This window comes from Psychrobacter phenylpyruvicus DSM 7000 = NBRC 102152 (genome assembly GCF_000685805.1).
GTDB classification, from domain to species: Bacteria; Pseudomonadota; Gammaproteobacteria; order Pseudomonadales; family Moraxellaceae; genus Psychrobacter; species Psychrobacter phenylpyruvicus.
This window is the reverse complement of record NZ_JMKP01000004.1, coordinates 70,502-92,350: the sequence shown is the minus strand read 5'-3', so window position 1 is coordinate 92,350 and position 21,849 is coordinate 70,502. Positions and strand designations below refer to the sequence as shown.

Sequence of the window (21,849 nt, the reverse complement as noted above, 5' to 3'; positions counted from 1 at the left end):
GTAGTAAAATCGGAAACGGGCAGCGATTGCCACCCGTCTCGTAACTCTAAATAACTAGACTATGCGTTAGGCGCTAAGATACGAGCCGCATGGTTAGCACGAATTGGTGCAAAGCCGTACAGAACGTCAATACGAGTACCCTCGCTGTCGTTCTTGAAGTCGCCACCAGTTTGCACACGTAACGCCATGGTTGATGCGTTAAACGTGTAGCCTTCACAGCCTGCTAACACCTTAAGAGGTGCGAATGCGGCAGCAAACGCGTCTTTCTGGAAGCACAGCGCTTGTTCAATTAGTGAATCGCTATCCATCACAAACGTAATTGCAGCAGATGCGGCGGGAGACTCTTTAACCGTAGCATTAGACTTAAGCTGTGACTCAATGGTTGAAGGCACAATCTCAGGATAGATTTTAAGCGTAGCAGTGGTACCACCAGCAGTTACATCTTCAAGCACTACGAACTGTAATGGCACGTCATAGCTTTGATGCGTGATTGGGTGGATCTGATTAACACCAGCAATGGTAAACACTTCACCACGTTTGATGGTCTGACCACTTGTTAAGCCGCCCACTTCTAAAGTACCGCCCGTTTGACCAGTACCCTCTACAGTCATGCCTGTCTTGCCATGCGAACCGGTTTGCTGACGATAAATGTGCTCCGACTCTACAAACTCAAAACCGCGGCTACGACCGATGTAACCCTCTTTCCACTGCTTGGCAATCTCAGGTGTTGGGTTAAACAAGGTTCCCGCTGGATCAACAATGCGATTAGTCACACCAGATGACAGCAGTGACATACGGTCAGACTGTGGCGCTAACGCACGGTTTAACATCTGACGAGCTCGGCCCCAAGCGGCAGTTGGGTGTGCTTCTTGTGCTTGCATCAGCGTCATGTTGTTAACAGACACAATTGCACGCTGCAATAAGTCAGCGTCAATAGTAGTTGCTAAAGAGTTGATAGCAGGTTTCAAGAAACGATTTTTAAAGTCAGTTAACTTTAGGGTCATTTCAGCTGCGCCAAACTCAAGACCAACATGTTTTTGAGTGTCAATCTTTAACAATACAGACTTCTCTTGAGCGTTTTCGTTCGCATCAGTAGAGTTAAAGACGTGGCCATCAGTTACGATAGGCGTTGGCGGAATGCGTACACGTACACTTTCACCGACTTTGTAGCCGTCTTTATCTTTGTTAAATTCTTTCTCGCGATTGCGGTTAATCGCTTTAATAAACTGCGACTCTTCGACCAGCATTGCTGCTGCTTCTTTTGCAATTACGTCATGAGTTAATAATTTGTTGCTGGTGTTTTCGCTGTAATTAGCCATGTTCTACTTTCCTTTTTATAGACCCCGCGCAGCTAGAAAATCATCATCTGATTTGTCATAGTCGCTGCGTGCAATGGGTGCGTTACTTTTAGTGTGGTTTGGCGGACGTGGTGCCCGTGATTGTCGAATGTTTTTATTGCCAGGCGATTTGCGTGCTTTAATGCTCGCCTGAATTTCACCAAACTTGGCGTATTGAGCCTGTTCAGGTAGTGATGCGATTTCGTAGTACAAATCAGGACTTGCTGCTACTTCTTCCAGCAAATCCATCAGCTCTTCGCCTTGGTATAACTGCGAAGGGTCAGCATTGATTGGCTTGTCTTGCATCAGTGTCGTTAGCTGCTCAAAATCTTGTCTAAACTTAGGATTGGCATCAAACCGCTGTTTAAACTGATTTGTGATCTCTTGCTCACGCTGCTGTTGCAGTTTCGCCGCTTCACGCTGTTGTAGCTTTTGGTCAAACTTCCAGTCTTCTAGCTTCTCTTCATACTCCGACTGAGCCTTAAAATACTGGTCGAGACCTTCCTCGGTGTCTAAGTCAAAGCTTTCTACTGCGGGAGGTTGTGGCGCGCCGTCTGGGCTTACCGACTGTTTCGGCTCGCTCTTTTCTTGACGCAATCGCTCAAGCTCAGCTTCTGCCGCCTTTTTCTCAGCAACAAGCTGTTGAATTCGAGCTGCCGCACCCTTTTTTGGCTTGGAGTCTGGCTCATCTTGAGCTTCATCTTCCACCTCGTCAGCTTCTGCTTGCTCAGGCTCTTGTGTTTCCACTTCTTCCTGCTCAGGCTCCTCTGACGTTGCTTCCACCTCTTCGGCTTCTTCATACGGCTCAACCGTCAAATCGTCATCAACTACTGTGGTATCAAATGCCATTGTTCATCTCTCCATTTCCATTTAACGCTTGGTCAGCGAGGTCTACGTCACTAAACGCATCATCCCCACCCGTGACGTCGGTGGGTTGCGGACTAAACTCTTGTTCCATGCCCTGCATATCTTCCATGCCTTGCATCTGCTCTGGGGTTGGCTGCATTTGCATATCCTGAGGCATCGGCTGTTCTTCAGGCATTAAAAAACCCTGCTCAGTGGCAGGGTCTTGTGTGTAATCGTCGGTTTCTTGCCATTCAATAGGCGTGTATTGCATTTCAGCCATGGCTTGCTGTAGGTCAGCCGTTCTATCAAGAATTGTCTGCAATACGCTACCAAACTGCTTAATCTCTTCTTGGTCTGTACGCCCTGATTCACGAATCTTAGCAACCTCAATATCAGACTCAGCTTTAAGCTGTGCTTTAAGCATCTCAAGCTGTCTATCTTTGTCTTTGTCCGCCAGCTCAGCCTGCGCTTGTTGCAGGGCTTGTTGCATTTGTTGCATTTGCTGTTGAATCTGAGCCATTTGTTGCTGCACTTCTGGCGGCAGCTCTTGACCTTCATCACCTTCTTGCAACTGTGGTGGCAATAGCAGTTTCAAGCGGTCAGCTAGTTTATCAGCATCAGGGAAGTCAAACGCTCGCATGATTAAATCACCAGCAACTTGCATTAACTGCGGATAAGCACGCCCAAGCTCAATCAGCACTTCACGCGCTTCTTCTCGCTGCGTGTTGTAGTCTGCACCGGCTGCAATGCGAATATCGTACTTACCGACCGTCACATCGTTATAAAGGCCATTGATACCAATTTGCGCATCCTCTAACTCTTTTTGGTACTTTTGAACCGCTGGAGAATCAGCAGGCATATTGATGACAAGCGTCTTATACACGGTGTCATCTTGCGTTATACGAAGCACACGAGGTGTATCATAGTAATACGGTATCATTGACAAAATAACGCGTCCTGCGTGCTCGTATGAGCGTTTAAAGTTGTCCAAGAAGTGAAAGTTCGCTTGGTCACCTTGACGCTGACGAGCCATAATTGCACGGCCACTGGTTTCATTGCCTTGGTTACCTAATGACGCATCAAAAATACCTGTGGTGGCTTTAATTTCCTCACTGGCCGTCATAGCTTCACGCATCAAATCAGGCGAACCCTGATAAGGTGCTGGCATAAAAGGCGGTGCTAACTGATGCCCCATCTCGTTAACTGAGTTGTACGGCAAATAATGCGTATTAGGATTGTTAGATTGCGCCCAATACTCTTCATAGCCCTCAATAGATTGGCCATCTGCTACCCAAGGTCTGTTACCCGCTTTTTGTAGCTGCTCAAGCTGGGCTGTGCGTGCATAGTTATAAAATATCTGCGGGTCTTTAGCCTCATTGATTAACGACATCCAATAACGCTTGTTCTCAACCCACTGCTCATCGCCAATGACTAGGATAATTGGGATGTAATCCGCCTTAATCTCAGTTTGCTCAAGTACAGCATCACGCGAGCATTTGTACCACATGATGCGCTTTTTCTGAGTCGGTCTTTTATCAACGATAGTAACCGGCTCATTAAACTGCATTGACGCGGCAAACGTGATCAAGTCCGCTTTCTCAAGTCCCTCAAGTTCAGCCGCTGCATCGGGTGCCAGCTCAACTGATTTTAGGTCAGACTCTAAAGCGGTTTCGCCGTTGTCGAATAAGTAAAGCGTGTCTTTATCATACTCAACACGATAATACTCAGCAACAAATACAGTGTCTGACGTCTCCCAATCTGTCGAATTATCTTCATCAGCACTTACCGCTTCAAAGCCTGGGAATTGACGCTCAAACTCTGATTTGCTCATCCATTCGCCAGTCAAAGCTTCGGTAGCATCTGAGCCAACTGGGCATTTAATCTCTGGTGATAGGTAAGTCGATTGAGGGTTTTCGATGCGCTTAATACGTATCTCTTGGTCAAAGCTGACTTCTGACGCGTATTCAGTAGTGATACGCCAAAAGCCAAAGCCACCCATTACTGCACGTTCATAAGCCCAGTCAGTCGCTGTATCTGAGCGCGATGCTTTTAAGATGTACTCAAGCATGGCATCTTGTATCTCAGCCTTGCCAACATCATCATTGCCGACTGGAATAGCATTAAGCGTCATCTTGTTAGCACGTAAAGCGTTAACTTGCTGCTTAACAAATAGCTTAATCTTGTTGATAGAGATGCAAGGACGGCCTTCTTCTTCACGCTGTCTGCGCGCTCTTTCATCCCATTGGGCTTCTTTGTTGACGCAAAACTCAATGTCTTCTAGTGCTTTTTGGTACGTCTCGTACCAGTAGCCCTCAGCACGCTCTTTAAAATCTCGCATTGACTGCAAAATTTTATCGTCTTTTTTATTAGTCATTGCTTAATCTCTTATGATTGCCATCCGCCACGTCGTTTTGGTGGTGGTGGTGGTAAATTTGGTTTTCTGTCTGCGTCGTTTGTTAGCTTGTCTGCCACAATTGCTATATAGCGATAGTTGTCTGCTCCGTGACTATATTCATCATGCACTGGACGGCTTGGCTCACCTGTGGCCTTGCTTACGTGCCTACGGTATCGCTTTAAACACTCAACAAGGCGCATAACGCCAGGCGACTCTTTGTTGAAGTAAACTCTGGGGAATACTTCGCGCCCACGCCTAATCCCTGACTCTATATCCATGTTAGGAATAGCAATCACCTTGCGACCTAAAGCAAGCATGACTTCAGCATCAGACTTGCCCGACTGGTGGCGCTTAGCAAAACCATCATGCGGTAGCCAATCACTGCCCCAGTTGTAGTTAAGTGGTTTAATATCGCTCTCTACATAATCAACCAGGGTGCGTTGGTTATCTTCAATTGCATGAATAATGCGTATCTCAGATGCCACGCGCTGCACAAAGGTTATAAACATTGAGTCATTGAAGCCTAAATCCCAAATAGTGTGAACCTTTAGCATTGGGTCATACTGCAAGCGAGTCACGCGCCCTTTGGCTTCAGCATCTGCAATCTCGTTAAAGTAAATCGCACCTTCGACGGCTGGCATACACTTACCTTCCCAAATATGCTCGTATTCAGCAGTTGGCAGGGTTGCCTTAGCGTGTAGTCTTTCATCGTTTAAGACAGCAGGGAACCAAGGGTTGTCATACCAGTTAACATCAATCGTGATTGTGTCGTCACGCTCAGCGTTAGCCATTTGATGAATAGGGTCGCTGTCTAGCTGCGGGTTATAAGTTACCCAAATCTCTGACCCCTCAGCCCTGATTGTCGGCGTTAAAATCTTTAGGGATTTATCAGTAATTGCCTGACCTTCTTCAATCCAGCAAATATCCACACCTTCAAACGACTTGATGCTATCGGCCGTCATATCACTCAGACCGCTAAAGTAAATGCGCGTGCCGTTTAACCCTCGTATCTCCGTCTCAAGTACCTGATAAAAGCTATCCAAGCCCATGCCATTGATTTGGTCTTTAAGTAATTGGTGAACTGACTGCTTAATTGACTTCTGTACTTCACGCGTACATAAAATGCGTGTTGGCTTTTGAGTGCCAATGAGCAATAGCTTTTTGGCTACTGACCATGACTTACCACTGCCACGGCCACCACGGGCAAATTTATAACGGCATGGCTTATCAAAGGCTTTAAACTTCTTCGGGAATGTAACAACAACATCACTCATAGCTTACTTTGATATTCAATGATAGATCTTCGCCATCTTTCCCAGTATGTTCAACCTTGTCTTTAAACATCCCCAAATGCTTACCCAACTGACTCCAAGCTTGCACACGTGCGCTATGGCTTGAGCCTTCACCCATCCATTCAGCTTCAGTTAATAACCCTCTAATCACGTCATCTTGGGTGACTTGGCAGCGCTCTGATAAGCTTGCTAGGCCCGCTTCGATAGCTGCAGCAATGGCAGGATGCTTTTTAAGCTCATTACCCTTTGGCTTTGCCGTCTTTGCGCTATAACCGGCTCTAATCGCTGCTTGGGTAGCGTTTGTATCAATCAGGTATTCTTCAACAAATCTTGCTTGCTTATCAGTGAGCTTTTTAGAGTTTGACATGCTCACCTCCATGTTAGAAAAATGGTATATTTAAGTTTCACTTTAACTAAGGATTAATTATGGATATTGATAAGTTATTCAAAGAAGTTATGTCTGGTCATTCTCACTATGACCTAAATCGTTTAAAAAAACTGCAAGAAAGTACAGACAAAATAGCTGGAATAACCTATCGTAAAAACAATCCCGTAGTGGCAATTCGCGAGTCAATAGAAAGGCATGTACGTCAATTCGAATCAGCTTCAAATCATGACCAAGAAGTAATGATTATGGCCGCTTCATTTGGTAGCCAAGTAGTTTTCTATGTCGATTCGATTGAGTTTAATAATCCGGATCTAATCATATTTCACGGAACAACCGACTCTGGAAAGCCGATGCAGTTAATCCAGCATCACAACCAATTAAACTTTCTACTTCAAGCTGGCGAAAAACATAATCCTGATAAGGAGCGTCGTCAAATTGGCTTTATCAACAGCTAGTCTTTGACCCACTTGCAGGCTCGGGCAGTGTTTAATATTCAGTAGGCATAAAAAACCCACGCTGTTTAGGCGTGGGCAAGGACAAACATTCAGGCACAAAAAAAGCGACTGATAATTAAATCAATCGCTATCTCATAACTTCGTGCCAATCTAGCACATTTATACTACTTACTGTCACAACTGTCAAGTCACTTTTAAAGCCTGCTCCTTACATATTTCTCCGCCTCTTCCAATAATCTTGCTGTCACTTGCGGATGCACTCTCTTCTTGTTTTTATCATGCCAGGATAGCGATGCCTGAGCTGGATATTCCAATGGAGTGAGATAGTAGCGAGATATTTGTCTTAGGCTCATATTGTTGATATAACGCCTCTTCAACACCTCAGCCAAAACCTTGTTGTGCCTTGCCAAATCACACACGATAGCAGACACTCTCATGGCTTCATCATCCGTGATATCTGGTGCGTAAGCGTCGCCAGTTCTAAAATCGGGATTATGGGCTCTCATGAGGTGATAAAGCGGCGATGAGTAGCTACCCCAATCATGCCTAGACCACTTTCCCCATTCTTCTAAAATATCAATCATAAACCCTCGAAAGTCAATTAAAGTCTATCTTCGCAACATCAAATCAAGCGCTTTGATTCAACACTATAATCTTTACCCGAAGCCATGTCCCATTGAATGTTAGCCGCCCTTTCAGCCTCCGCCTTTTTCTTTGCCAGCCTCCTGATCAGCTTATTGCGCTCAGCTGTCGGTACCCCAATTGAATTCATTTGCACCGTGTACTCATTGCCATTCACATCCACTACTGCCACGATTTGACCGCGTATGTCGCTTAAGATTCTGATTGGATAGTCCATCGTTAAATCTCCCTAACCTCAATCCCGTGTATTGCTAGCATCATGTGCCGCTTCATCTTGTAAACCGTGCTCTCTTTTGTCGCTACTGACTTCACATCTTCAACCACTCGCTCACCCGTTTCCATGTCTGTATAAGCAAAGTCCGCAAAGTAACGTAAGTCCGGCTTGGCTCTTTTGTCGCCGGCAAACTTCACCCCTTTGACCAAGCTAAACTTTGGCTGAACTTCTAGGTCTTTAATTTTCCCTGCCCTCTCAAGCAGCTTTAATTCTTGGTATCGCTTGGCTTCTTTTTGGCTGTCAAACTTGATGCCGTTTAGCACCTTTGGTTTATTTCTGTACTTCTTCACCAAATCCCCCTTATTTACGTTCTAACGTGCTTTTAAATCCCTTTGGCTACCCTTACTCATATTTTGAGTTTCTGATTAAATTTGAGCTACTCACGCTCTTTTAATTGCCTATTTGATTAGTTGTCCTGCCTAACTTCTCTAATAACCTGCTCATAAGCCTGGCGCGTTAACTCTTCGCTTGATAAGTCTGAGTAAGTGACTTTCACCTTGTTAGCCCCTAGCCATTCGGATTTCTTGACTACCTTGCCGGTACCGATGTGTTTTTTCATGCCGTTTCTCTCCGCTTCCCCAACATTCTTGCTTTTAGTTTTTCCCAGTCTTGAGCTACTGGACTATCGTCATCGAGCTTGGTTTTCTTTGGCGCCTCAATGCGTCTAGCTTCTGGTATGGTAAATTCAGCACCACTCTGGTGTTCTGCGATAACTCCTGAATAAACCTGCTCAAAATACTTGATGAATCCGTTTGTAGCTTGAGCTAACACTCCCCACCCGATGCGATTTGCAGTTTCTAGTACAGTTGGGTGTCTCCAGTCTCTTTCGACGTCTCCGCGCATTCCTGAGCATCTACAGGCTGTTTCAAATGCGGTTTGTGTGTCTAGGTATTCGCTTCGCTTGCCAGCTCTCGCTAACTCTAAAAAATCAGCTGGGGCTGTTGGTGGCCATGAAAGACTTAACGATTTACGCTTAGCTTGGTTAAACTCGTCTTGTGTCATGCCTAGGTCGGTTAATGCGATATACCAAACGGTCAGTGTGTCCACGCCCCAGTCCTCATCTTTAATTTTTGATCTAAACAACTTTTTCCACCCTGCAAACAAACTGGCTATCTGCTGCTTAGAAAGGCACGTTTGCGAATTCGTCTGGGTACTGCTGTGCAAGGTCTCTGGCAAGGTTTTCTGCGTAGATGTCTGCGCTTGATTTCTTTGGCTGTTCGTTAGCTGGGTTGTTAGCTGGTTGATTGTTTGCATGATTAAGTCCTGTGTTCTGATTTCCTGTGTTTTGCTTAGCTGCGGTCTGCTTGTTATTTCGATTCCAGTTGCGACAAGTTGCTTGCCAGTTTTTCATCGATGATCTACCAACCTTCCAGCCGTTCGATTCGTAGTAATCAAAAAACCTTTCAGCAATTGCTTGTGAATCACTACGACCTAGTTCAGAAAAATAATTTTTAATCTGATTAACACTAGGCTTAACAAACTGATTTGTTTTTTTGGATTTGTCAGGCTCGACTGGCTTTTCTTTTTTATTATTTTTTTCTTTATACTTTTCTTTAATTACTTTTCTTTCTTTTTCTTTATTACTTCCCAAATTTTGGGAGCTATCTTGGTCAAATTTTGGGAATCTAATGGTCAAATTTTGGGATGCTAAATTTTGGGATGCTAAATTTTGACCTAGTTTTTTGGGGTCGAAATTGGCGATATTTTCATAATTTAGACTGTAAATTGTTGTCTTTCTTTGCTGTCTTTTGGCAGTTAAAAAGCCAAAATCAACCAGCTCATTTACTACTTTTGAAACCGTATTTTTGCTGATATTGCAGGTTTCTTGTAAAAAGCTATTCGATAGAGATTTATCGGTATTTCCATAACCGTCTATCATTCTCACCATGCGTAGAAGAACCCCAAATGCAGCGGGCGACAAGAATGGCTGTGCGTCAAAAATCTTGTTATCAATCTGCGTATAGCCTGTTTCTCTCATTGGTGATTGCCTATAAACCGTATTCATGATTAAATATCCTTGTTAGTTACTTTTTGATGGTTAATTAACACGCCTCTAACAATTCCCAGTTGTTAGAGGTTTTTTATTTTGTAGGTTATTTCATAAAACCCTACTTTCGGCAGCCAGACTCGCTCGCTTTTAATAAGCATCCCAGTGCGTCTTAGGTAGGAAATAGTGGTGATAAGCCGCTTCCTTTCTCTTAAATTCAAACCCGCTGTTGTAACTTGACCGCATTCAACAAAACGATTCATTACATCTTGCTTTAAGTATTTTCTTGGCTCGACACTCTCTTCGACTAGCTCATTTTTATTATCTGGGAGCTTGTACGAGTATCTAGCTGCATGACCGCTCATCAACTTAAACCCCCTCTGCTCTAGTCGTCTGCGCACGTATTCTTTGTTCCGAATATGCTCAAAACTTGCCAGCGATATCTGCACGCCTTCCGCCAATTCTGTGCCTAGCTCATCTTCGATAATCTGATCAACCTTAGCTTGTAGCGGATGAGTGATTTTCATAGCCATTACTTCTTATCTCCACCGCTAAAAATAATGTCGATAAAATCAGGGCTATTTACACTCGTGCGTAGCATTGTTGCCATTGCCTGGGCCATGTCTCGGTCACAGTAAACGGCATCTCTATCTGTCAGCTTTATACCGAGCACGGCAGCAATTGAAGCAAATAGTTCAAGGTCACCCTTGCCGTCTGTCGTGTCCTTCAAACGACTCATCTTGCTTTCAGTAACACCAACAATTTCAGCAACTGTTTTTTGACCAACATCTGCAAGTCGCTGCAATAAAATGCGATGGTTCTCTCGTGCGGTTTCACGCAATTCATCTGATAATGCATATATCGGGGTGTGGCACATAGTTAAGCCTCCTCTGTTTGTGGTTTAAGGTTTGGCGGATTCTTAGTTAGAAACAGCTCGGGGTAATCAATCTTTATCTGAGAAGGAATGCCACGATGAGTCCAGTTAAAGACTCTCTGGTAATCCATATTCAGATAGTTAGAGAGAACTAACACTCCACCTAATGCGTTGATTAACTCTTTATCGGTCATAACCACCTCTTCATCATTTTGTTTAGATAATAATAAACAATTTGTTTATTTAAGTCAATTTTATGTTTAACAAATAGCTATGGTTATTTGATTAAATATAGAAACTTAAACAAGGCGTTTAACATGAGTGATAAAAATATGCACGATTCAATGAAAAGAGTGTTGGAGCAGACTAAAATGGCGCCTTCTGAGCTTGCGGCGGCCATCAATGCATCTCCTCAAAATGTTACAAATTGGTCCAAACGAGGATTATCAAAAAAAGGCGCAATGGACATCTCTAAGAGATTTGGACTTAGTATGGACTGGCTTCTTACTGGCGCAGGAAGCCCTCACTTGGAAGCAGCTATAAACGAAGGACTGAGTAATGTCTTACAAAAAGGTTCAGTCTCAATCTCGCATAGTAATGATGGAAGTATTCGCGTACCTGTGTACGAAATTTATTTTTGCTGTGGTGATGGCAATGATACTCACTTTGAATTTGAAGAAGTTAAAGACTATCACTCATTACCTGAAGACTTTTTTACCAAACGCAATATTAAGCCAGAGAACTTCAAAATGGTTTGTGCGGTGAATGACAGTATGTCGCCTTATATTAATCATGGCGATGAGGTGGGTATTGTTATCAACGATAGGGAGATTAGGGACGGTCAGATTTATGCCATCTTGCTAGATGGGGATCGTATGTTTAAACAGATTTTCAGGGAAGCTGGCGGAGCCCTCAGGCTACGCAGTTTCAATCCTGCTTATCCAGATAAAATCGTAACAGCTGAGAATCATCAAAGCTTAATTATAGTAGGCCGACAAGAATATAGAGCAGGATAAAAATCATGAATAAATTAATGGCTGTTTTAGGATGTTGCTTCATCTCTTTTGGCGCCTTAGCTTCAGACTTAGAAGACTTGGCTAAGGATGGTTATGCAGTTATAGATGAAACCACCGTAAAGGGCTACGACTTTGAAGGCTGTGAATACGATCGAGTAATTGCATTTAATAATGGTTTGAAGTTTCAGTGCTCAGAGTATAGCTATCACTACAGCTATAACCCTGAAGTCTATATTTTAAAGCATGCCCAATATGATAGTTACAAAGTGATCATCGACGATGAAGAATTTGAAGGTAGGTTAGGAAGATAACTAAAGCCTATAAAAGGAAGTTGGTAAAAAAATGACTACATTCCATTTAAAACTAGAAGAAGCGGAGATTGAGAGGCTTGCTGTAATCGGCGGCGATGCTGATAACCCTCAATCGGGAAGAATACTTATTTCTGGCTATATAAAGGACTTACTTGGCTATGACTTTATAACAGATGACGTATCTTCAGAAAAACGTCCTGCAAATTATTTGGAGATATCAATTCATGCTACTGAAGATGAAAGTCGATTAGCACAGCGTGAATTATTGTTGATACATGACAGTGAGTTACATGTCATTACTTATGTAAACTCTAGTTATTTTAACTATATATTAAGTCTCATAAGCGACGACTCCCTAAGAGTGTCAATAAGAATGGATGTTCTTTTAACTGAAGAGGAGGCGGAGAAAACGTTTTGGGGGCTCTCAAAAACAAGAGAGTTAGGATTTGAGCATGTAAAAATAGACGAATCTTGCAAAGATTTTGAAATTATAAAATCTGGAATTGAGATTGACAGTAAGTGCGAGAGAGTTATGCCCACATTGGTAATGAAGTCATCAAAAAACATTACGGAAGAGTCTGTAAGGCATAAACCAGTTGTTGTTAATCAACCACCCCTGAATGATACGCTTCCATCTAAGGATCAAGCTGCCAACAAAAATATACTTATAGTTATCGCGCTACTACTTTTTTTCATACTCCTAAAAGTGTAATTACTGCATCAAACTGAATAAGGATAAGGACGGCGTACCATGCTAATCAATTTGTCCAGGTGGTTAATTAGCGCCGTTGTACTGTTCTCCGTAACTGCCTGTACTCCTTCCCAAGATAGAAGTTACGCTAGTAAGTTTGTTTCCGGCCATACTGTGGTGCACGAGGTATTTTGGGGTGCTGATCATGATACGCCATACCCGTTTACGACATCAGGCGAGATATCTTGTGTTTATTACCCTACCGGTATTGAGGTGTACTTTGAGCCTGCGGGCTACAGTAAAGACTCATCTATCGGTACACCGCTTAATAAAGCCGCTGCCGATGCTCTGAAGCGTGATGGTATGAAGCCGAATGTGCCTTATAGTATTAAGAAAGGTGCTGACTTGAGTGAGGCTGTAGAGGTTGGGTTGAGGGCATGTTGTGAATAGAAGGGGATTGTTAATAGCAGATAACAACTCTTTAATATAAAAAATTAACGTCATTAGTTGACGTGTTGAAACCTTTAATACTATATAACAGCCCTTTTATTTGAGATAATGGAGACCTGAAAATGGCAGTAGATATTAAGTTTAATTATTATAATCTTAGAATTGACAAGAAAAGAGCAAGAGCATCAGAGCAGGGGCAGCAATTCTTTGGAAATATTACAGTTGATGACTTTTGCCAATGGCTAGAAAAATATCAACAGTCCAATACTAATGAATTTAAAGACCATGGCAAACACATCCTGCAATACAAAGAAGGTAAAAAGTGGATAAGATGGGTCAAAATTGATCATGATAAGAAAAACAATATCTATAAAATGCTATGTACTTTCAATGATACGGAAGTTGATCCTAGGTTGTTAGCAAACATATCTGATAGTGTGTTGACTCAAGAGATACCAAACGAGTATGGGCAGAGAACATTGCTTCATCTTGTGTTTAAGCCTGATCAAATCGATCCATCTCAAGCTAACGTTTCCATACAGGTTATTAATGGGTTTACTAAAAACTATATTATTAGACTCATCACTCAACTTATAAAGTTAATTAAAAGCGATGAAGGGTTTTGGAAAGATAAGGACCCAATGACACAGAAAGAGATAGCTACGACACCATATGTTGAAGTAAGTCATGTTACTGATGATAATATTATTTCAGCTATCAATAATGGTTATTTAAGAGGCTTGGTTTTTAGGGAACGTACTGCTGATCAGGATAAGTTCGATGTGGCAAATCATTTAACTGAAGAAGACTTAAGATTAACTATTAAGGTTTCTAAAAACGATAGCTTTTTTCAAAGAGCCAAAAAAGATGATATTTTTGCTTGGATCAAACGAGTAGGTAAAGAAAAAGCTAATAATTTTGAGAATCCAGCGACCTATCTTCTTATTAAAGACCCACAGTCATCTTCAGAGGTACAGCACGAATTTTATAACGATATTATTACAGGTTTTTCAAAAAAGGCTTACCTGAATTGGGTGGATAGAGAGCCTGATACTCATGAGAAAATAAAGAAAGAACACCCTACACCTATTGCTCAATTTTACGCTAAAATGATTGAGAACTTTTAACTTGCTTGCTGAATACAGGAGGTCATATGCTTAATCAGGCCTTAAAAGTATTTGACTTTCTAAAAATCAAATACCCAAAGAACGCACAACATAAAGCATTGTATTATATGCCTCTAGTTATAGGGTCCTTTGCAGGAATTTTCTGTACCCTATTAGCAACCAATAGTTATGGCGATAACTTCTTATTCAGTGATAAGTTTAATGATCTCTTTACTTTATTAGCTATACTACCTGGATTTTTCATTGCTTCTCTTTCTGCGGTTTCAGCTATTAACCGAGACGCTATAGATAATTACATTAATCATGAAAATCCTCCTTTTATTTGGAAGAAAGAGAGAAATAGAAGTGAGCCTTATAAGCAGTTACTTACTCGTAGAGTATTTCTAACCATGCTTTTCGCTTATTTGGCTGCATTTACCCTGTTGCTCACACTTCTACTGACTATCATTAGGTTTGTATTCTCAGCAGATTACATATATTTTTATTTCGACATTACTAGTGATAGTATCGCCCCTACAATAATATTATTACTTTTTAATACCTTTGTTTTCTCTGCTATTGTTCAGATAGTAACTCTAACTTTGGTAGGCATTAACTATCTTGGTTATAAAGCTCTAGTTGACGAATAACTGTAAAGTTACACCCTTAAAACCCGCCTCCCAGCGGGTTTTTTACTGCCTACCCTATACCTGACCCGCTTTGTGCGGGTTTTTTTGTGTTTAAAATTCAATATGTTTAAAAAATATCAACATTTTGTTTAAATATCGCTTGCACTAATTAAACGTTTTGTTTATTATAAACACATGGCAACAAACACAAGCAATCAGACGATGATGCTAGTGACTATTTAAAAACATGATTAAAGGCTAACAAATTACAGCCGATTCAAGTAGTCGGCTGTTGTGTGTTAACCAAAGGAGATAGGCATGAGCAAAACGTATCAGAAAGGCAATTATGTTGTTAATCATCGTGGCGAGGTTTGGTGTCTTGAGCAAAACGAAATGATTTACTCAGATACTTTTGCAAACTGTGTTGAGTTTGTTAACAACATCATTGGATAGCTAGACATTCAACGATCTAGTTAGACATTTTTTAGACATTAAAAAGCCCCTCTCGACTGGAAATCAAAGGGGCTTACTCAAAGGAGTAAAAATATTATGACAGCAATTTTAGAAAAACTCAAGTTAGACACGGGCTATGACTACGAAATTAACGAAGGTTATCGCAAGAAGACTGGTTTCTTCTTCTTTGAGCAAGGCTTGGACCTCATCAAGGTGGCCTTTGTCTCAGACGAACACGGCAATGTAAAAGGCCTAGAAGTTATCGAAGCGTTAAAAGACGGTGAAGAGCCAATGCAGTTCGAAATCACTGACGAGATTTTCAACATCATGCGTGACCAAATCGAGCCAATGCTATGGGGTGAAGAGCCTTATGAAGAGCGTGACAGTATGAGCTCACTTGGTTTCACAAATTCTGATTTTTTATACGGTTAAGGGGATGGTAGTGGAAAAGCTATATCGAGTCAGCTACATCGACGAAGGGACGTACATTACTGAATACGTCTATGGTGAAACGGTCATGCAAGCACGCGGTCACATCATTCATAGCTTAAAGCGCTGGGTAGATTTTCAGGAAGTCGTTGAAGTTAGCGAGGTGGGCGCATGATGAAGGCATTAGCTGCAGCCCTATTAGCAGCCATTGTAGGTGGCTGCTCAACCCATGTAGCGCTGCTTGCGCTAGACAAAGAACAAAGTAATCAGCAGCAGTACATTGATAACTACGATTATGAAATGTCCTTAATGGAGGCAAGAGATTATGAGTAATTTAGCAATCTTAGAAAGCTTTAAAAAGTACGCATCAAACCTTGCGCTTAGCACCAAAAACATGAGCCGTGAAGAATGGTTAACGGCTCGTCAAACCGGTATTGGTGGCAGTGATATCAGCGCAATTATGGGTGTTAACCCCTACGCTACCGCTTACGATGTTTATATCAGTAAAACGCAGCCAGTTGAAGATACCGCCGGCGAACCTGCTTACTGGGGCACCACCTTAGAACCAGTAGTCGCTACTGAGTTTGCCAAGCGCAACGACCTTAAAACCCAAAACGTTAACTTCATGATGCGTCATCCTGTCCATAAATTTGCAGTGGCCAACATTGACCGCGCTGTTATCAATCCAGAGATTAGCGGCAACGTTAGATTTAAAGATGGCAAGCTTACTACCGATACTATCTTAGAGATTAAGACTGCATCTGAGTACGTCGCTAAAGACTGGGGTGATGAAGAGTCGGATCAAGTCCCTGACCAATACATGTGCCAGGCTCAGTGGTATATGGGCGTGACTGATACCCAAGTTTGCTACATGGCTGTGTTAATCGGTGGTAACAAGTACCGTCAGTATCGCATCGAGCGCAATCAAGAATTAATCGATGTGTTGTTTGAAGTGGCCGAAGACTTTTGGGTTAACAATGTTTTGGCTGGGGTGGCACCTGAAGCGACTACTCTACAGAACGCCAAAGACAAATATCCAAAGCATACGCCAGATGCGGTACTTGATGTATCAATAGAGGACGAAGCGGTCGAAGTCTTTAACGAATACGTTGAGCTTAAAGAAGCTGAAAAGCTACTTAAAAAGCAGATTGAAGCTGCTCAAACCAAGCTTATTTGCACGATTGGTGACAATGAAGCACTGGCAATCGATGGTGATATTGCAGTGACCTATAAGGCTCAGGTCAGCAACCGATTTGATAGCAATAGCTTTAAAAAAGATATGCCTGAACTTGCTGCCAAGTACGTCAAACAGTCAGCCAGCCGTGTGATGCGAATCAAATAATCATTAAATAAGGAATAAAACAATGAATAACTTACCTCAACAAACTCAATCATCTGGTTTTATCAATCCTCAAAACTATCAAGAAGCCTGGCAGTTTAGCGAAATGCTAGCAGCATCTGAAATGGTGCCCAAGAACTTCAAAGGTAAACCGGCTGATATTTTAATCGCCATGCAAATGGGTAGCGAGATTGGCTTAAAGCCCCTGCAATCACTGCAAAATATCGCTGTAGTTAATGGCCGTCCTACCATCTGGGGTGACGCAGTTGTAGCTATCTGCCAAAGCTCAGGGATGCTTGAAGATATCACTGAAGAAGTTACAGATGAATATGCAACGGTCACTGTTAAGCGTATTGGTCAAGAGCCACACAGCGTAACTTTTAGTATGCAAGACGCTAAAAAAGCAGGGTTGGCTGGTAAACAGGGTCCCTGGACTCAATACCCCAAGCGCATGATGAAAAACCGCGCACGTGCTTACGCTCTACGTGATAAGTTCGCTGACGTGCTAAGTGGCTTTGGCATCACTGAAGAAGAGAAAGACCGTGCGATTGACGTTACTCCAGCCAAGCCGGTTAAGACCAAAAACGCCGGTGCCTCTGCCCTACTCGAGCGTGTCAAAGCAAAGGCGGCAACAGTTGAAGCGCCGGCTATTGAGTATTTTGATACCACTCAATTAATTAACTTCATTGCCCAAGCTGAAAACTTAGAGCAAATTAATGGTATCGGCAAAGAAATTAAAGCCATGTCTGAAAATGCAGATATCAACATCAAAAATGATGACTTGGCAGCTCTACGTAAAACTTGGAAAGATAAAAAGCTGGAGCTTGAGTACGCCAATCTTATGAATAACATCAAATCATGCCAGTCATTAGACGATATTGAGCGTATGCGCGGTGTGATCTTGGACAAGTCTGGTGACTTGGCACAGCCTGATTTACATCTACTTAGCGACACGCTAGACATGATCGCTGAAGAAATTGGTGCTGAGGGTTAAAAGACTAACGATAGCATTGGCTTTGCTGATGCTACCTATCATCTAGGGTTGGAGAAAATAATGCTAATACAAACAAATTTATCAGCTGTTAAAGCCAATCAAGGTACACCAGTGGATGTGGTCGAAGAATGGCTAAAAGAGAATGGGAGAGTCGAATCGCTCCCTGATAATTTAGTGAAAGATGATTCTTATTTTAATAATGTAAACACCAAGGAAATTCAAAAGAGGCAAATTAAAAACAAAAAACGGGCACGTGATGTGCATGAGGCAATCGTTAAGGAGGCTGGTAATCTTCCAAAGAAAAAGGCTCGTGATATTGATTTTTCAGACGAGCATTACACTAACTTGATTAGCCAGGTTAAAAGTAGATTTTTTAATGGGGAATTAGTTAAAGCAACTGATTATAAAGGCGTTTATGCCACATCAACAATGAGTTGCATCCTATCGCGAATAGCCGCAGATTTAAGATCAAAAGGCTTTGAGATCGTTACTCTAAGAACTGAAACCAAGCGAAACCTTGGTTGGATTGCTGAGAGTGCGCTAAATGAAAGGCTTTTGACCAAAAAGAATGCTGAAGCTGTTCGCAAACGCCTAGAACCAACCAATAACTTATCTAGCCATCAAATATATCACCAAACGATTGCAGAGATTGCACAGAGAATATCAGAGGGCCAGCTTGTGCGAGTTGATGAATACACTGCTAGGCACTCAAGAGTTGTTACCTTAAGAATGGTTGCACTGGCTCTCAAGAAATCACACATAGTAAATGAGGTGGTATCTGTTAACTATGAGCGCGGAAGAAAAGCTGGTTGGGTGCTCGAATCTGAAGTGTATAAAAAGCTCACCAAGGTAAATGATTGCCCTCAAACTGAGGAGGTATAAATGGACCTATTAACCAACCGCCGATTCGCTAATGCATCTGAATTTGAATTGATAGCACTCGCATTAGATGAAGGTTATGACTCACTAGCATATGCCCTTGCCTGCCGCTTAGAGCGAAACTTAAATCCTGAAGAGTCCGGACAACTCAGAAAATTACAAGATGAAAATCATGATCTATCTTATGAGATAGATGAGCTAGAGTTTAGGGTTTGTGCGCTCGAACAAGAGCTTGCGAGTATGGCCGGCAACGAAGAGCGTCTAAAGGAGCTAGTCAGTCGAGCCAGCCGAGCTGTTAACAGTAGCTTAGCTTTGTTTAAGGAAGATTGATATGAAAAACAAAATTAAAGCAGGCGACTTAATCGAATGTGAGGCCGCAATGTTTAGTGATTTTGAAGTTGGGCAAAAAGTCGAAGTGCATGCAGATGAAAAGGGATTATATGTATTAGGCGGCCCTTACGGAAAAGCGAAACTGGCTCTGTATGAACTTGGCATTAGCAAATACACAGATGAGGCGTTTGCGATGTGTGTAGGATTTAGTTTTGTGAAAAAAGGATAGATGTGCAAGTGAATAAATACAAATGCGAATCAGAAAAAAGCCATTATTCAAATATTGGCCAGCAATGGGAAAAGGCTGTTTGGTTTAAACGCACTATTAGCAAGTATGAACATGAAAAGGTGATGCTATTTCTTGGCAGTCGTTTTGCTTTTATGAGTGTATATAAAAATGGCATTGCTTTAGAGAGCGTGTTACATCTAAGTAGCAAACAAATAGCTGAAATCATGGATAGCAGTACAACGGTTGCTGACGTGTTTGAGTATTGCAGAGAGAATTTCTGCAGGGATTTAGCGCCAGCTAAGCGAAGCGCTAAACCTGCAAAGGCAGATGATCAATTAGATATGTTTGGAGTATTAGCATGAATTTAGTTAGAGAGTCGATGATTCAAACAGCTGGTGTGCTCAGTAGACGCCAGCGAGATCAACTGCCAGTCAGGCCTCTACAATGGCATTATCAGAATGCACATCCTTTTGATGATACTCGCATTGTTGCTAAAGGCCCTACTCACTTATATGTGATATTGGATGACGTTAATGGTAAGTATTTAGTTAAAAAAACCCGCCTATCAGATAACCATACTGACCATTGCGGTGGATTTACTTGTATTGATAGCGCCAAAGAATTTGTTAACGAACACTATGAGGACAACATGGCACCGTGGGTTTACTCAATTGATGAAATAAACGGAGGGTTTAAAGATGTCAGATGATCATGTCGCTGTAGTCGAGATTGACTGGGTGAGCGCCCCAAAGTTCGAAGAGCTGACCGGCATACCCAGAAGTCGGTTTTATGATTTACGAAAAGATAGTTGGAAGCAAGGTGAAGTCTGGGTTAAAGTTGACAATCGAATCTATTACTCAGTAACTGGATTTAACAAATGGCTAAATCAACAAGCAAAAAACTGCCTACAGGAGTGCGAATCCGCACCGGCAGCATCCAAATCTACTTTGAGCGACGCAAACAGCGGTACAACATCACGCTCCCACACCCGCCGACTGCGGAAGGTATCGCTGCAGCCTCTAAAATTAGAGCTGAATTAGCAACAAAAGCCGAATGGGGCATCTTAACCGATGCCGACATCAATGCCGCCAAGGGTTATCAAGCTGAATCGATAGTTACTAGCGGCGTTCTTTTTCAAGAAGTCGCACAAAAGTATCTTAAGCACTGCGAAGCCAATACTGACTCTAAGAAAGATTACTTATCAGCTCTCAATAAGCACTGGATGCCCTACTTTGCCTTATCTCGTATTGATGAAATCACCAGTGACCAGATTAAAGATGCTATTGCCGACAGGGGTTTTAAAACTGATAAGACCTTAAATAATTGCTTGGTACCACTTCGCGGAGTTTTTGATAAAGCGGTTGAAATGAAGTTGATTGACCAAAGCTATAACCCTATGTCTGATATCAATAACAAGAAAGTGCAGACGGGGTTGCCGGATCCATTCAACAGAGATGAGATGAATGCGCTACTGACCTGGCTTGATAAGAATCTTGATGGTGATGAGCATTTTTATTATTGGTATTTTGAGGTGGCGTTTTGGACGGGGTGCCGACCCAGTGAATTGCTTGCTCTGAGATGGTCAGATATAGACTGGTTTAATGGGTCTATTATCATCAATAAAACGAGGGTGCGCGGTGTTGAGAAAAGCGTCACTAAAACTCATACAGTACGCGAAGTATATCTGAATGACAGAAGCAAGGTAGCGTTTGAAGCACTACAAGCACTAAAGCTTGATAATGATTATGTGATGATATGCCCTGAGACTAGCCAGCCATTTTTTAATGAAAAACCGCCACGACTAAGAATCACTAGAGCTATGGAAGCGTGTCGCATTAGAAAGCGTCCAGCATATAACGCCAGGCACACCTATGCTACTATGCTGTTGATGGACGGAGTGAATCCAGTATTTGTTGCTAATCAACTAGGCCACAGTATTCAGATGCTTATGAAAAGATACGGCCGCTGGATTCATGGTGATAAGAATAAAATTGAGATGAGTAAGCTTAGGACGGATTAATATGCTAACCGATCATGAACGACATATAAATAACCTGCGTCGAGCGTTACTTTATATTGACACTAATATTTATCGAATAGACAAAATAATAGTTTCTCCATTTTTCTTAAAAGCGTTCGATGAATACAAGTCAAATGCAAATTTGCATCATGCGACGCTCAGTAATAATGCGCATCAAGCAAATATCTTTGGTCACCCTATTGAAATCGATTTTACAGCAAACGAACCTTATCAAATTAAGACATCAAAACTTAAGGTAGATAATTCTTTGACGTGATTTTTGACGTGCTATCACGTCAAACAGTCCGATGTAATCTGACAACCAAAAATCAAAAGCCTTATGTTTCAAGGCTTCTTGTCGGATTGCGTCAGACTGTATAAGCTCGTAGCGGGTTCAACTCCCGCCATCTCCACCAAATATTAGTAATAAAATCAAGCCCCTCACCAGAGGGGCTTTTTTTATGACAAGATTTTGACGTGATT

General features: G+C 42.1%; 34 protein-coding genes. 20 read left to right on the top strand and 14 right to left on the bottom strand.

Features of this window, described 5'->3' with window-relative positions:
• Window positions 1-59: 59 nt before the first annotated feature.
• Genes G561_RS0102710 through G561_RS13840 form a run of 5 tightly spaced genes read right to left on the bottom strand, consistent with a single transcriptional unit; the run spans window position 60 to window position 6,237 of the window.
• Window positions 60-1,319, bottom strand: a complete 1,260-nt coding sequence (locus G561_RS0102710) for a P22 phage major capsid protein family protein (RefSeq protein WP_028858184.1) — start codon at window positions 1,317-1,319, stop codon at window positions 60-62.
• A gap of 15 nt (window positions 1,320-1,334) precedes the next feature.
• Window positions 1,335-2,186, bottom strand: coding sequence for a hypothetical protein (locus G561_RS0102705; RefSeq protein ID WP_028858183.1), 852 nt, complete (start codon window positions 2,184-2,186; stop codon window positions 1,335-1,337).
• Entirely contained in the window at window positions 2,176-4,557 is a 2,382-nt protein-coding gene (locus G561_RS0102700) for a portal protein (protein WP_028858182.1), read from the bottom strand. Before G561_RS0102700 ends, G561_RS0102705 begins: the two co-directional genes overlap by 11 nt.
• Before the next feature lie 11 nt (window positions 4,558-4,568).
• Window positions 4,569-5,852 carry a PBSX family phage terminase large subunit gene (locus G561_RS13845; RefSeq protein ID WP_081794346.1) on the bottom strand — a complete coding sequence of 428 codons (1,284 nt, stop codon included), beginning with the start codon at window positions 5,850-5,852 and terminating at the stop codon, window positions 4,569-4,571.
• On the bottom strand, window positions 5,845-6,237 hold the full coding sequence (locus G561_RS13840; RefSeq protein ID WP_051584331.1) for a terminase small subunit: 393 nt from the start codon (window positions 6,235-6,237) through the stop codon (window positions 5,845-5,847). Before G561_RS13840 ends, G561_RS13845 begins: the two co-directional genes overlap by 8 nt.
• A gap of 89 nt (window positions 6,238-6,326) precedes the next feature.
• Here G561_RS13840 and G561_RS14930 point away from each other — a divergent pair, with 89 nt between their 5' ends.
• Window positions 6,327-6,713 carry a DUF6173 family protein gene (locus G561_RS14930; RefSeq protein WP_155954112.1) on the top strand — a complete coding sequence of 129 codons (387 nt, stop codon included), beginning with the start codon at window positions 6,327-6,329 and terminating at the stop codon, window positions 6,711-6,713.
• A 194-nt stretch (window positions 6,714-6,907) separates the two neighbouring features.
• Here the strand turns inward: G561_RS14930 and G561_RS0102680 are convergent, their stop codons facing one another.
• The 9 genes from G561_RS0102680 to G561_RS0102640 all read right to left on the bottom strand — a co-directional run bounded on the left by G561_RS0102680 (window position 6,908) and on the right by G561_RS0102640 (window position 10,684).
• Window positions 6,908-7,297: an antiterminator Q family protein gene (locus tag G561_RS0102680; protein WP_028858181.1), complete on the bottom strand. Its 390-nt coding sequence runs from the start codon at window positions 7,295-7,297 to the stop codon at window positions 6,908-6,910.
• Window positions 7,298-7,335: 38 nt separating this feature from the next.
• Window positions 7,336-7,572 (bottom strand): hypothetical protein, encoded by a 237-nt coding sequence (locus tag G561_RS0102675; RefSeq protein ID WP_028858180.1) that lies wholly within the window; start codon window positions 7,570-7,572, stop codon window positions 7,336-7,338.
• A gap of 2 nt (window positions 7,573-7,574) precedes the next feature.
• Complete coding sequence (locus G561_RS0102670; protein ID WP_028858179.1) at window positions 7,575-7,919, bottom strand: DUF1064 domain-containing protein; 345 nt, start codon at window positions 7,917-7,919, stop codon at window positions 7,575-7,577.
• Between the two features lie 116 nt (window positions 7,920-8,035).
• On the bottom strand, window positions 8,036-8,188 hold the full coding sequence (locus tag G561_RS15305; RefSeq protein ID WP_155954111.1) for a hypothetical protein: 153 nt from the start codon (window positions 8,186-8,188) through the stop codon (window positions 8,036-8,038).
• Window positions 8,185-8,712: a hypothetical protein gene (locus G561_RS0102660; RefSeq protein ID WP_227674056.1), complete on the bottom strand. Its 528-nt coding sequence runs from the start codon at window positions 8,710-8,712 to the stop codon at window positions 8,185-8,187. The genes G561_RS15305 and G561_RS0102660 overlap by 4 nt, the downstream gene beginning before the upstream one ends.
• Window positions 8,713-8,749: 37 nt before the next feature.
• A complete protein-coding gene (locus tag G561_RS14925; RefSeq protein ID WP_051584329.1) occupies window positions 8,750-9,634 on the bottom strand; it encodes a replication protein in 885 nt (294 codons plus the stop codon).
• Window positions 9,635-9,699: 65 nt separating this feature from the next.
• Window positions 9,700-10,149, bottom strand: a complete 450-nt coding sequence (locus G561_RS0102650) for a hypothetical protein (protein WP_028858177.1) — start codon at window positions 10,147-10,149, stop codon at window positions 9,700-9,702.
• Window positions 10,149-10,493 carry a CII family transcriptional regulator gene (locus tag G561_RS13825; RefSeq protein WP_051584328.1) on the bottom strand — a complete coding sequence of 115 codons (345 nt, stop codon included), beginning with the start codon at window positions 10,491-10,493 and terminating at the stop codon, window positions 10,149-10,151. The genes G561_RS0102650 and G561_RS13825 overlap by 1 nt, the downstream gene beginning before the upstream one ends.
• 2 nt (window positions 10,494-10,495) lie before the next feature.
• Window positions 10,496-10,684, bottom strand: a complete 189-nt coding sequence (locus G561_RS0102640; protein WP_037031523.1) for a hypothetical protein — start codon at window positions 10,682-10,684, stop codon at window positions 10,496-10,498.
• 138 nt (window positions 10,685-10,822) lie between these two features.
• On the opposite strand from G561_RS0102640, the gene G561_RS14920 reads away from it, so the two are divergent.
• The 19 genes from G561_RS14920 (at window position 10,823) to G561_RS0102545 (ending at window position 21,643) form a co-directional block, all read left to right on the top strand.
• Window positions 10,823-11,506, top strand: coding sequence for a LexA family transcriptional regulator (locus tag G561_RS14920; protein ID WP_208854606.1), 684 nt, complete (start codon window positions 10,823-10,825; stop codon window positions 11,504-11,506).
• A 5-nt stretch (window positions 11,507-11,511) separates the two neighbouring features.
• On the top strand, window positions 11,512-11,817 hold the full coding sequence (locus G561_RS0102630; protein WP_028858175.1) for a hypothetical protein: 306 nt from the start codon (window positions 11,512-11,514) through the stop codon (window positions 11,815-11,817).
• A gap of 31 nt (window positions 11,818-11,848) precedes the next feature.
• Complete coding sequence (locus tag G561_RS0102625; protein WP_028858174.1) at window positions 11,849-12,529, top strand: hypothetical protein; 681 nt, start codon at window positions 11,849-11,851, stop codon at window positions 12,527-12,529.
• Window positions 12,530-12,568: 39 nt separating this feature from the next.
• Window positions 12,569-12,958: a hypothetical protein gene (locus G561_RS0102620; protein WP_028858173.1), complete on the top strand. Its 390-nt coding sequence runs from the start codon at window positions 12,569-12,571 to the stop codon at window positions 12,956-12,958.
• 122 nt (window positions 12,959-13,080) lie between these two features.
• Entirely contained in the window at window positions 13,081-14,085 is a 1,005-nt protein-coding gene (locus G561_RS0102615) for a ZinT/AdcA family metal-binding protein (RefSeq protein WP_028858172.1), read from the top strand.
• A 26-nt stretch (window positions 14,086-14,111) separates the two neighbouring features.
• Window positions 14,112-14,714, top strand: a complete 603-nt coding sequence (locus tag G561_RS0102610) for a hypothetical protein (protein WP_028858171.1) — start codon at window positions 14,112-14,114, stop codon at window positions 14,712-14,714.
• Window positions 14,715-15,011: 297 nt separating this feature from the next.
• Window positions 15,012-15,146, top strand: a complete 135-nt coding sequence (locus G561_RS15650; protein WP_255210303.1) for a hypothetical protein — start codon at window positions 15,012-15,014, stop codon at window positions 15,144-15,146.
• Window positions 15,147-15,242: 96 nt separating this feature from the next.
• Window positions 15,243-15,578, top strand: a complete 336-nt coding sequence (locus tag G561_RS0102600; RefSeq protein WP_028858170.1) for a hypothetical protein — start codon at window positions 15,243-15,245, stop codon at window positions 15,576-15,578.
• Between the two features lie 10 nt (window positions 15,579-15,588).
• Window positions 15,589-15,750, top strand: a complete 162-nt coding sequence (locus G561_RS15300; protein WP_155954110.1) for a hypothetical protein — start codon at window positions 15,589-15,591, stop codon at window positions 15,748-15,750.
• Window positions 15,747-15,908, top strand: a complete 162-nt coding sequence (locus tag G561_RS15295) for a hypothetical protein (protein WP_155954109.1) — start codon at window positions 15,747-15,749, stop codon at window positions 15,906-15,908. Before G561_RS15300 ends, G561_RS15295 begins: the two co-directional genes overlap by 4 nt.
• Window positions 15,901-16,917: a YqaJ viral recombinase family nuclease gene (locus G561_RS0102585; RefSeq protein WP_051584326.1), complete on the top strand. Its 1,017-nt coding sequence runs from the start codon at window positions 15,901-15,903 to the stop codon at window positions 16,915-16,917. The genes G561_RS15295 and G561_RS0102585 overlap by 8 nt, the downstream gene beginning before the upstream one ends.
• 22 nt (window positions 16,918-16,939) lie before the next feature.
• Window positions 16,940-17,908, top strand: a complete 969-nt coding sequence (locus G561_RS14915) for a hypothetical protein (protein WP_051584325.1) — start codon at window positions 16,940-16,942, stop codon at window positions 17,906-17,908.
• Between the two features lie 60 nt (window positions 17,909-17,968).
• Window positions 17,969-18,790 carry a hypothetical protein gene (locus G561_RS0102575; RefSeq protein WP_028858168.1) on the top strand — a complete coding sequence of 274 codons (822 nt, stop codon included), beginning with the start codon at window positions 17,969-17,971 and terminating at the stop codon, window positions 18,788-18,790.
• Window positions 18,791-19,117, top strand: a complete 327-nt coding sequence (locus G561_RS0102570; protein WP_028858167.1) for a hypothetical protein — start codon at window positions 18,791-18,793, stop codon at window positions 19,115-19,117.
• A gap of 1 nt (window position 19,118) precedes the next feature.
• Window positions 19,119-19,346, top strand: a complete 228-nt coding sequence (locus tag G561_RS0102565) for a hypothetical protein (RefSeq protein WP_028858166.1) — start codon at window positions 19,119-19,121, stop codon at window positions 19,344-19,346.
• Window positions 19,347-19,348: 2 nt separating this feature from the next.
• A complete protein-coding gene (locus tag G561_RS0102560) occupies window positions 19,349-19,708 on the top strand; it encodes a hypothetical protein (RefSeq protein WP_028858165.1) in 360 nt (119 codons plus the stop codon).
• Complete coding sequence (locus G561_RS0102555; RefSeq protein WP_028858164.1) at window positions 19,705-20,055, top strand: hypothetical protein; 351 nt, start codon at window positions 19,705-19,707, stop codon at window positions 20,053-20,055. The genes G561_RS0102560 and G561_RS0102555 overlap by 4 nt, the downstream gene beginning before the upstream one ends.
• Before the next feature lie 168 nt (window positions 20,056-20,223).
• A complete protein-coding gene (locus G561_RS0102550) occupies window positions 20,224-21,366 on the top strand; it encodes a site-specific integrase (protein ID WP_028858163.1) in 1,143 nt (380 codons plus the stop codon).
• 1 nt (window position 21,367) lies between these two features.
• Window positions 21,368-21,643, top strand: a complete 276-nt coding sequence (locus tag G561_RS0102545) for a hypothetical protein (RefSeq protein WP_028858162.1) — start codon at window positions 21,368-21,370, stop codon at window positions 21,641-21,643.
• Window positions 21,644-21,849: the final 206 nt, after the last annotated feature.

Excerpts from the sequence above, each read along its gene's own strand:
- G561_RS0102550 (WP_028858163.1), top strand. The coding sequence starts at position 20,224 with ATGGCTAAATCAACAAGCAAAAAACTGCCTACAGGAGTGCGAATCCGC.
- G561_RS0102650 (WP_028858177.1), bottom strand. The coding sequence starts at position 10,149 with ATGGCTATGAAAATCACTCATCCGCTACAAGCTAAGGTTGATCAGATT.
- G561_RS0102610 (WP_028858171.1), top strand. The coding sequence starts at position 14,112 with ATGCTTAATCAGGCCTTAAAAGTATTTGACTTTCTAAAAATCAAATAC.
- G561_RS13825 (WP_051584328.1), bottom strand. The coding sequence starts at position 10,493 with ATGTGCCACACCCCGATATATGCATTATCAGATGAATTGCGTGAAACC.
- G561_RS14930 (WP_155954112.1), top strand. The coding sequence starts at position 6,327 with ATGTCTGGTCATTCTCACTATGACCTAAATCGTTTAAAAAAACTGCAA.
- G561_RS0102640 (WP_037031523.1), bottom strand. The coding sequence starts at position 10,684 with ATGACCGATAAAGAGTTAATCAACGCATTAGGTGGAGTGTTAGTTCTC.
- G561_RS0102630 (WP_028858175.1), top strand. The coding sequence starts at position 11,512 with ATGAATAAATTAATGGCTGTTTTAGGATGTTGCTTCATCTCTTTTGGC.
- G561_RS13845 (WP_081794346.1), bottom strand. The coding sequence starts at position 5,852 with ATGAGTGATGTTGTTGTTACATTCCCGAAGAAGTTTAAAGCCTTTGAT.
- G561_RS0102585 (WP_051584326.1), top strand. The coding sequence starts at position 15,901 with ATGAGTAATTTAGCAATCTTAGAAAGCTTTAAAAAGTACGCATCAAAC.
- G561_RS0102545 (WP_028858162.1), top strand. The coding sequence starts at position 21,368 with ATGCTAACCGATCATGAACGACATATAAATAACCTGCGTCGAGCGTTA.
- G561_RS15305 (WP_155954111.1), bottom strand. The coding sequence starts at position 8,188 with ATGAAAAAACACATCGGTACCGGCAAGGTAGTCAAGAAATCCGAATGG.
- G561_RS0102570 (WP_028858167.1), top strand. The coding sequence starts at position 18,791 with ATGGACCTATTAACCAACCGCCGATTCGCTAATGCATCTGAATTTGAA.
- G561_RS14915 (WP_051584325.1), top strand. The coding sequence starts at position 16,940 with ATGAATAACTTACCTCAACAAACTCAATCATCTGGTTTTATCAATCCT.
- G561_RS0102555 (WP_028858164.1), top strand. The coding sequence starts at position 19,705 with ATGAATTTAGTTAGAGAGTCGATGATTCAAACAGCTGGTGTGCTCAGT.
- G561_RS15650 (WP_255210303.1), top strand. The coding sequence starts at position 15,012 with ATGAGCAAAACGTATCAGAAAGGCAATTATGTTGTTAATCATCGTGGC.
- G561_RS0102700 (WP_028858182.1), bottom strand. The coding sequence starts at position 4,557 with ATGACTAATAAAAAAGACGATAAAATTTTGCAGTCAATGCGAGATTTT.
- G561_RS14920 (WP_208854606.1), top strand. The coding sequence starts at position 10,823 with ATGCACGATTCAATGAAAAGAGTGTTGGAGCAGACTAAAATGGCGCCT.
- G561_RS0102615 (WP_028858172.1), top strand. The coding sequence starts at position 13,081 with ATGGCAGTAGATATTAAGTTTAATTATTATAATCTTAGAATTGACAAG.
- G561_RS0102565 (WP_028858166.1), top strand. The coding sequence starts at position 19,119 with ATGAAAAACAAAATTAAAGCAGGCGACTTAATCGAATGTGAGGCCGCA.
- G561_RS0102620 (WP_028858173.1), top strand. The coding sequence starts at position 12,569 with ATGCTAATCAATTTGTCCAGGTGGTTAATTAGCGCCGTTGTACTGTTC.
- G561_RS0102705 (WP_028858183.1), bottom strand. The coding sequence starts at position 2,186 with ATGGCATTTGATACCACAGTAGTTGATGACGATTTGACGGTTGAGCCG.
- G561_RS0102600 (WP_028858170.1), top strand. The coding sequence starts at position 15,243 with ATGACAGCAATTTTAGAAAAACTCAAGTTAGACACGGGCTATGACTAC.
- G561_RS0102675 (WP_028858180.1), bottom strand. The coding sequence starts at position 7,572 with ATGGACTATCCAATCAGAATCTTAAGCGACATACGCGGTCAAATCGTG.
- G561_RS0102680 (WP_028858181.1), bottom strand. The coding sequence starts at position 7,297 with ATGATTGATATTTTAGAAGAATGGGGAAAGTGGTCTAGGCATGATTGG.
- G561_RS0102710 (WP_028858184.1), bottom strand. The coding sequence starts at position 1,319 with ATGGCTAATTACAGCGAAAACACCAGCAACAAATTATTAACTCATGAC.
- G561_RS14925 (WP_051584329.1), bottom strand. The coding sequence starts at position 9,634 with ATGAATACGGTTTATAGGCAATCACCAATGAGAGAAACAGGCTATACG.
- G561_RS0102625 (WP_028858174.1), top strand. The coding sequence starts at position 11,849 with ATGACTACATTCCATTTAAAACTAGAAGAAGCGGAGATTGAGAGGCTT.
- G561_RS15295 (WP_155954109.1), top strand. The coding sequence starts at position 15,747 with ATGATGAAGGCATTAGCTGCAGCCCTATTAGCAGCCATTGTAGGTGGC.
- G561_RS0102575 (WP_028858168.1), top strand. The coding sequence starts at position 17,969 with ATGCTAATACAAACAAATTTATCAGCTGTTAAAGCCAATCAAGGTACA.
- G561_RS13840 (WP_051584331.1), bottom strand. The coding sequence starts at position 6,237 with ATGTCAAACTCTAAAAAGCTCACTGATAAGCAAGCAAGATTTGTTGAA.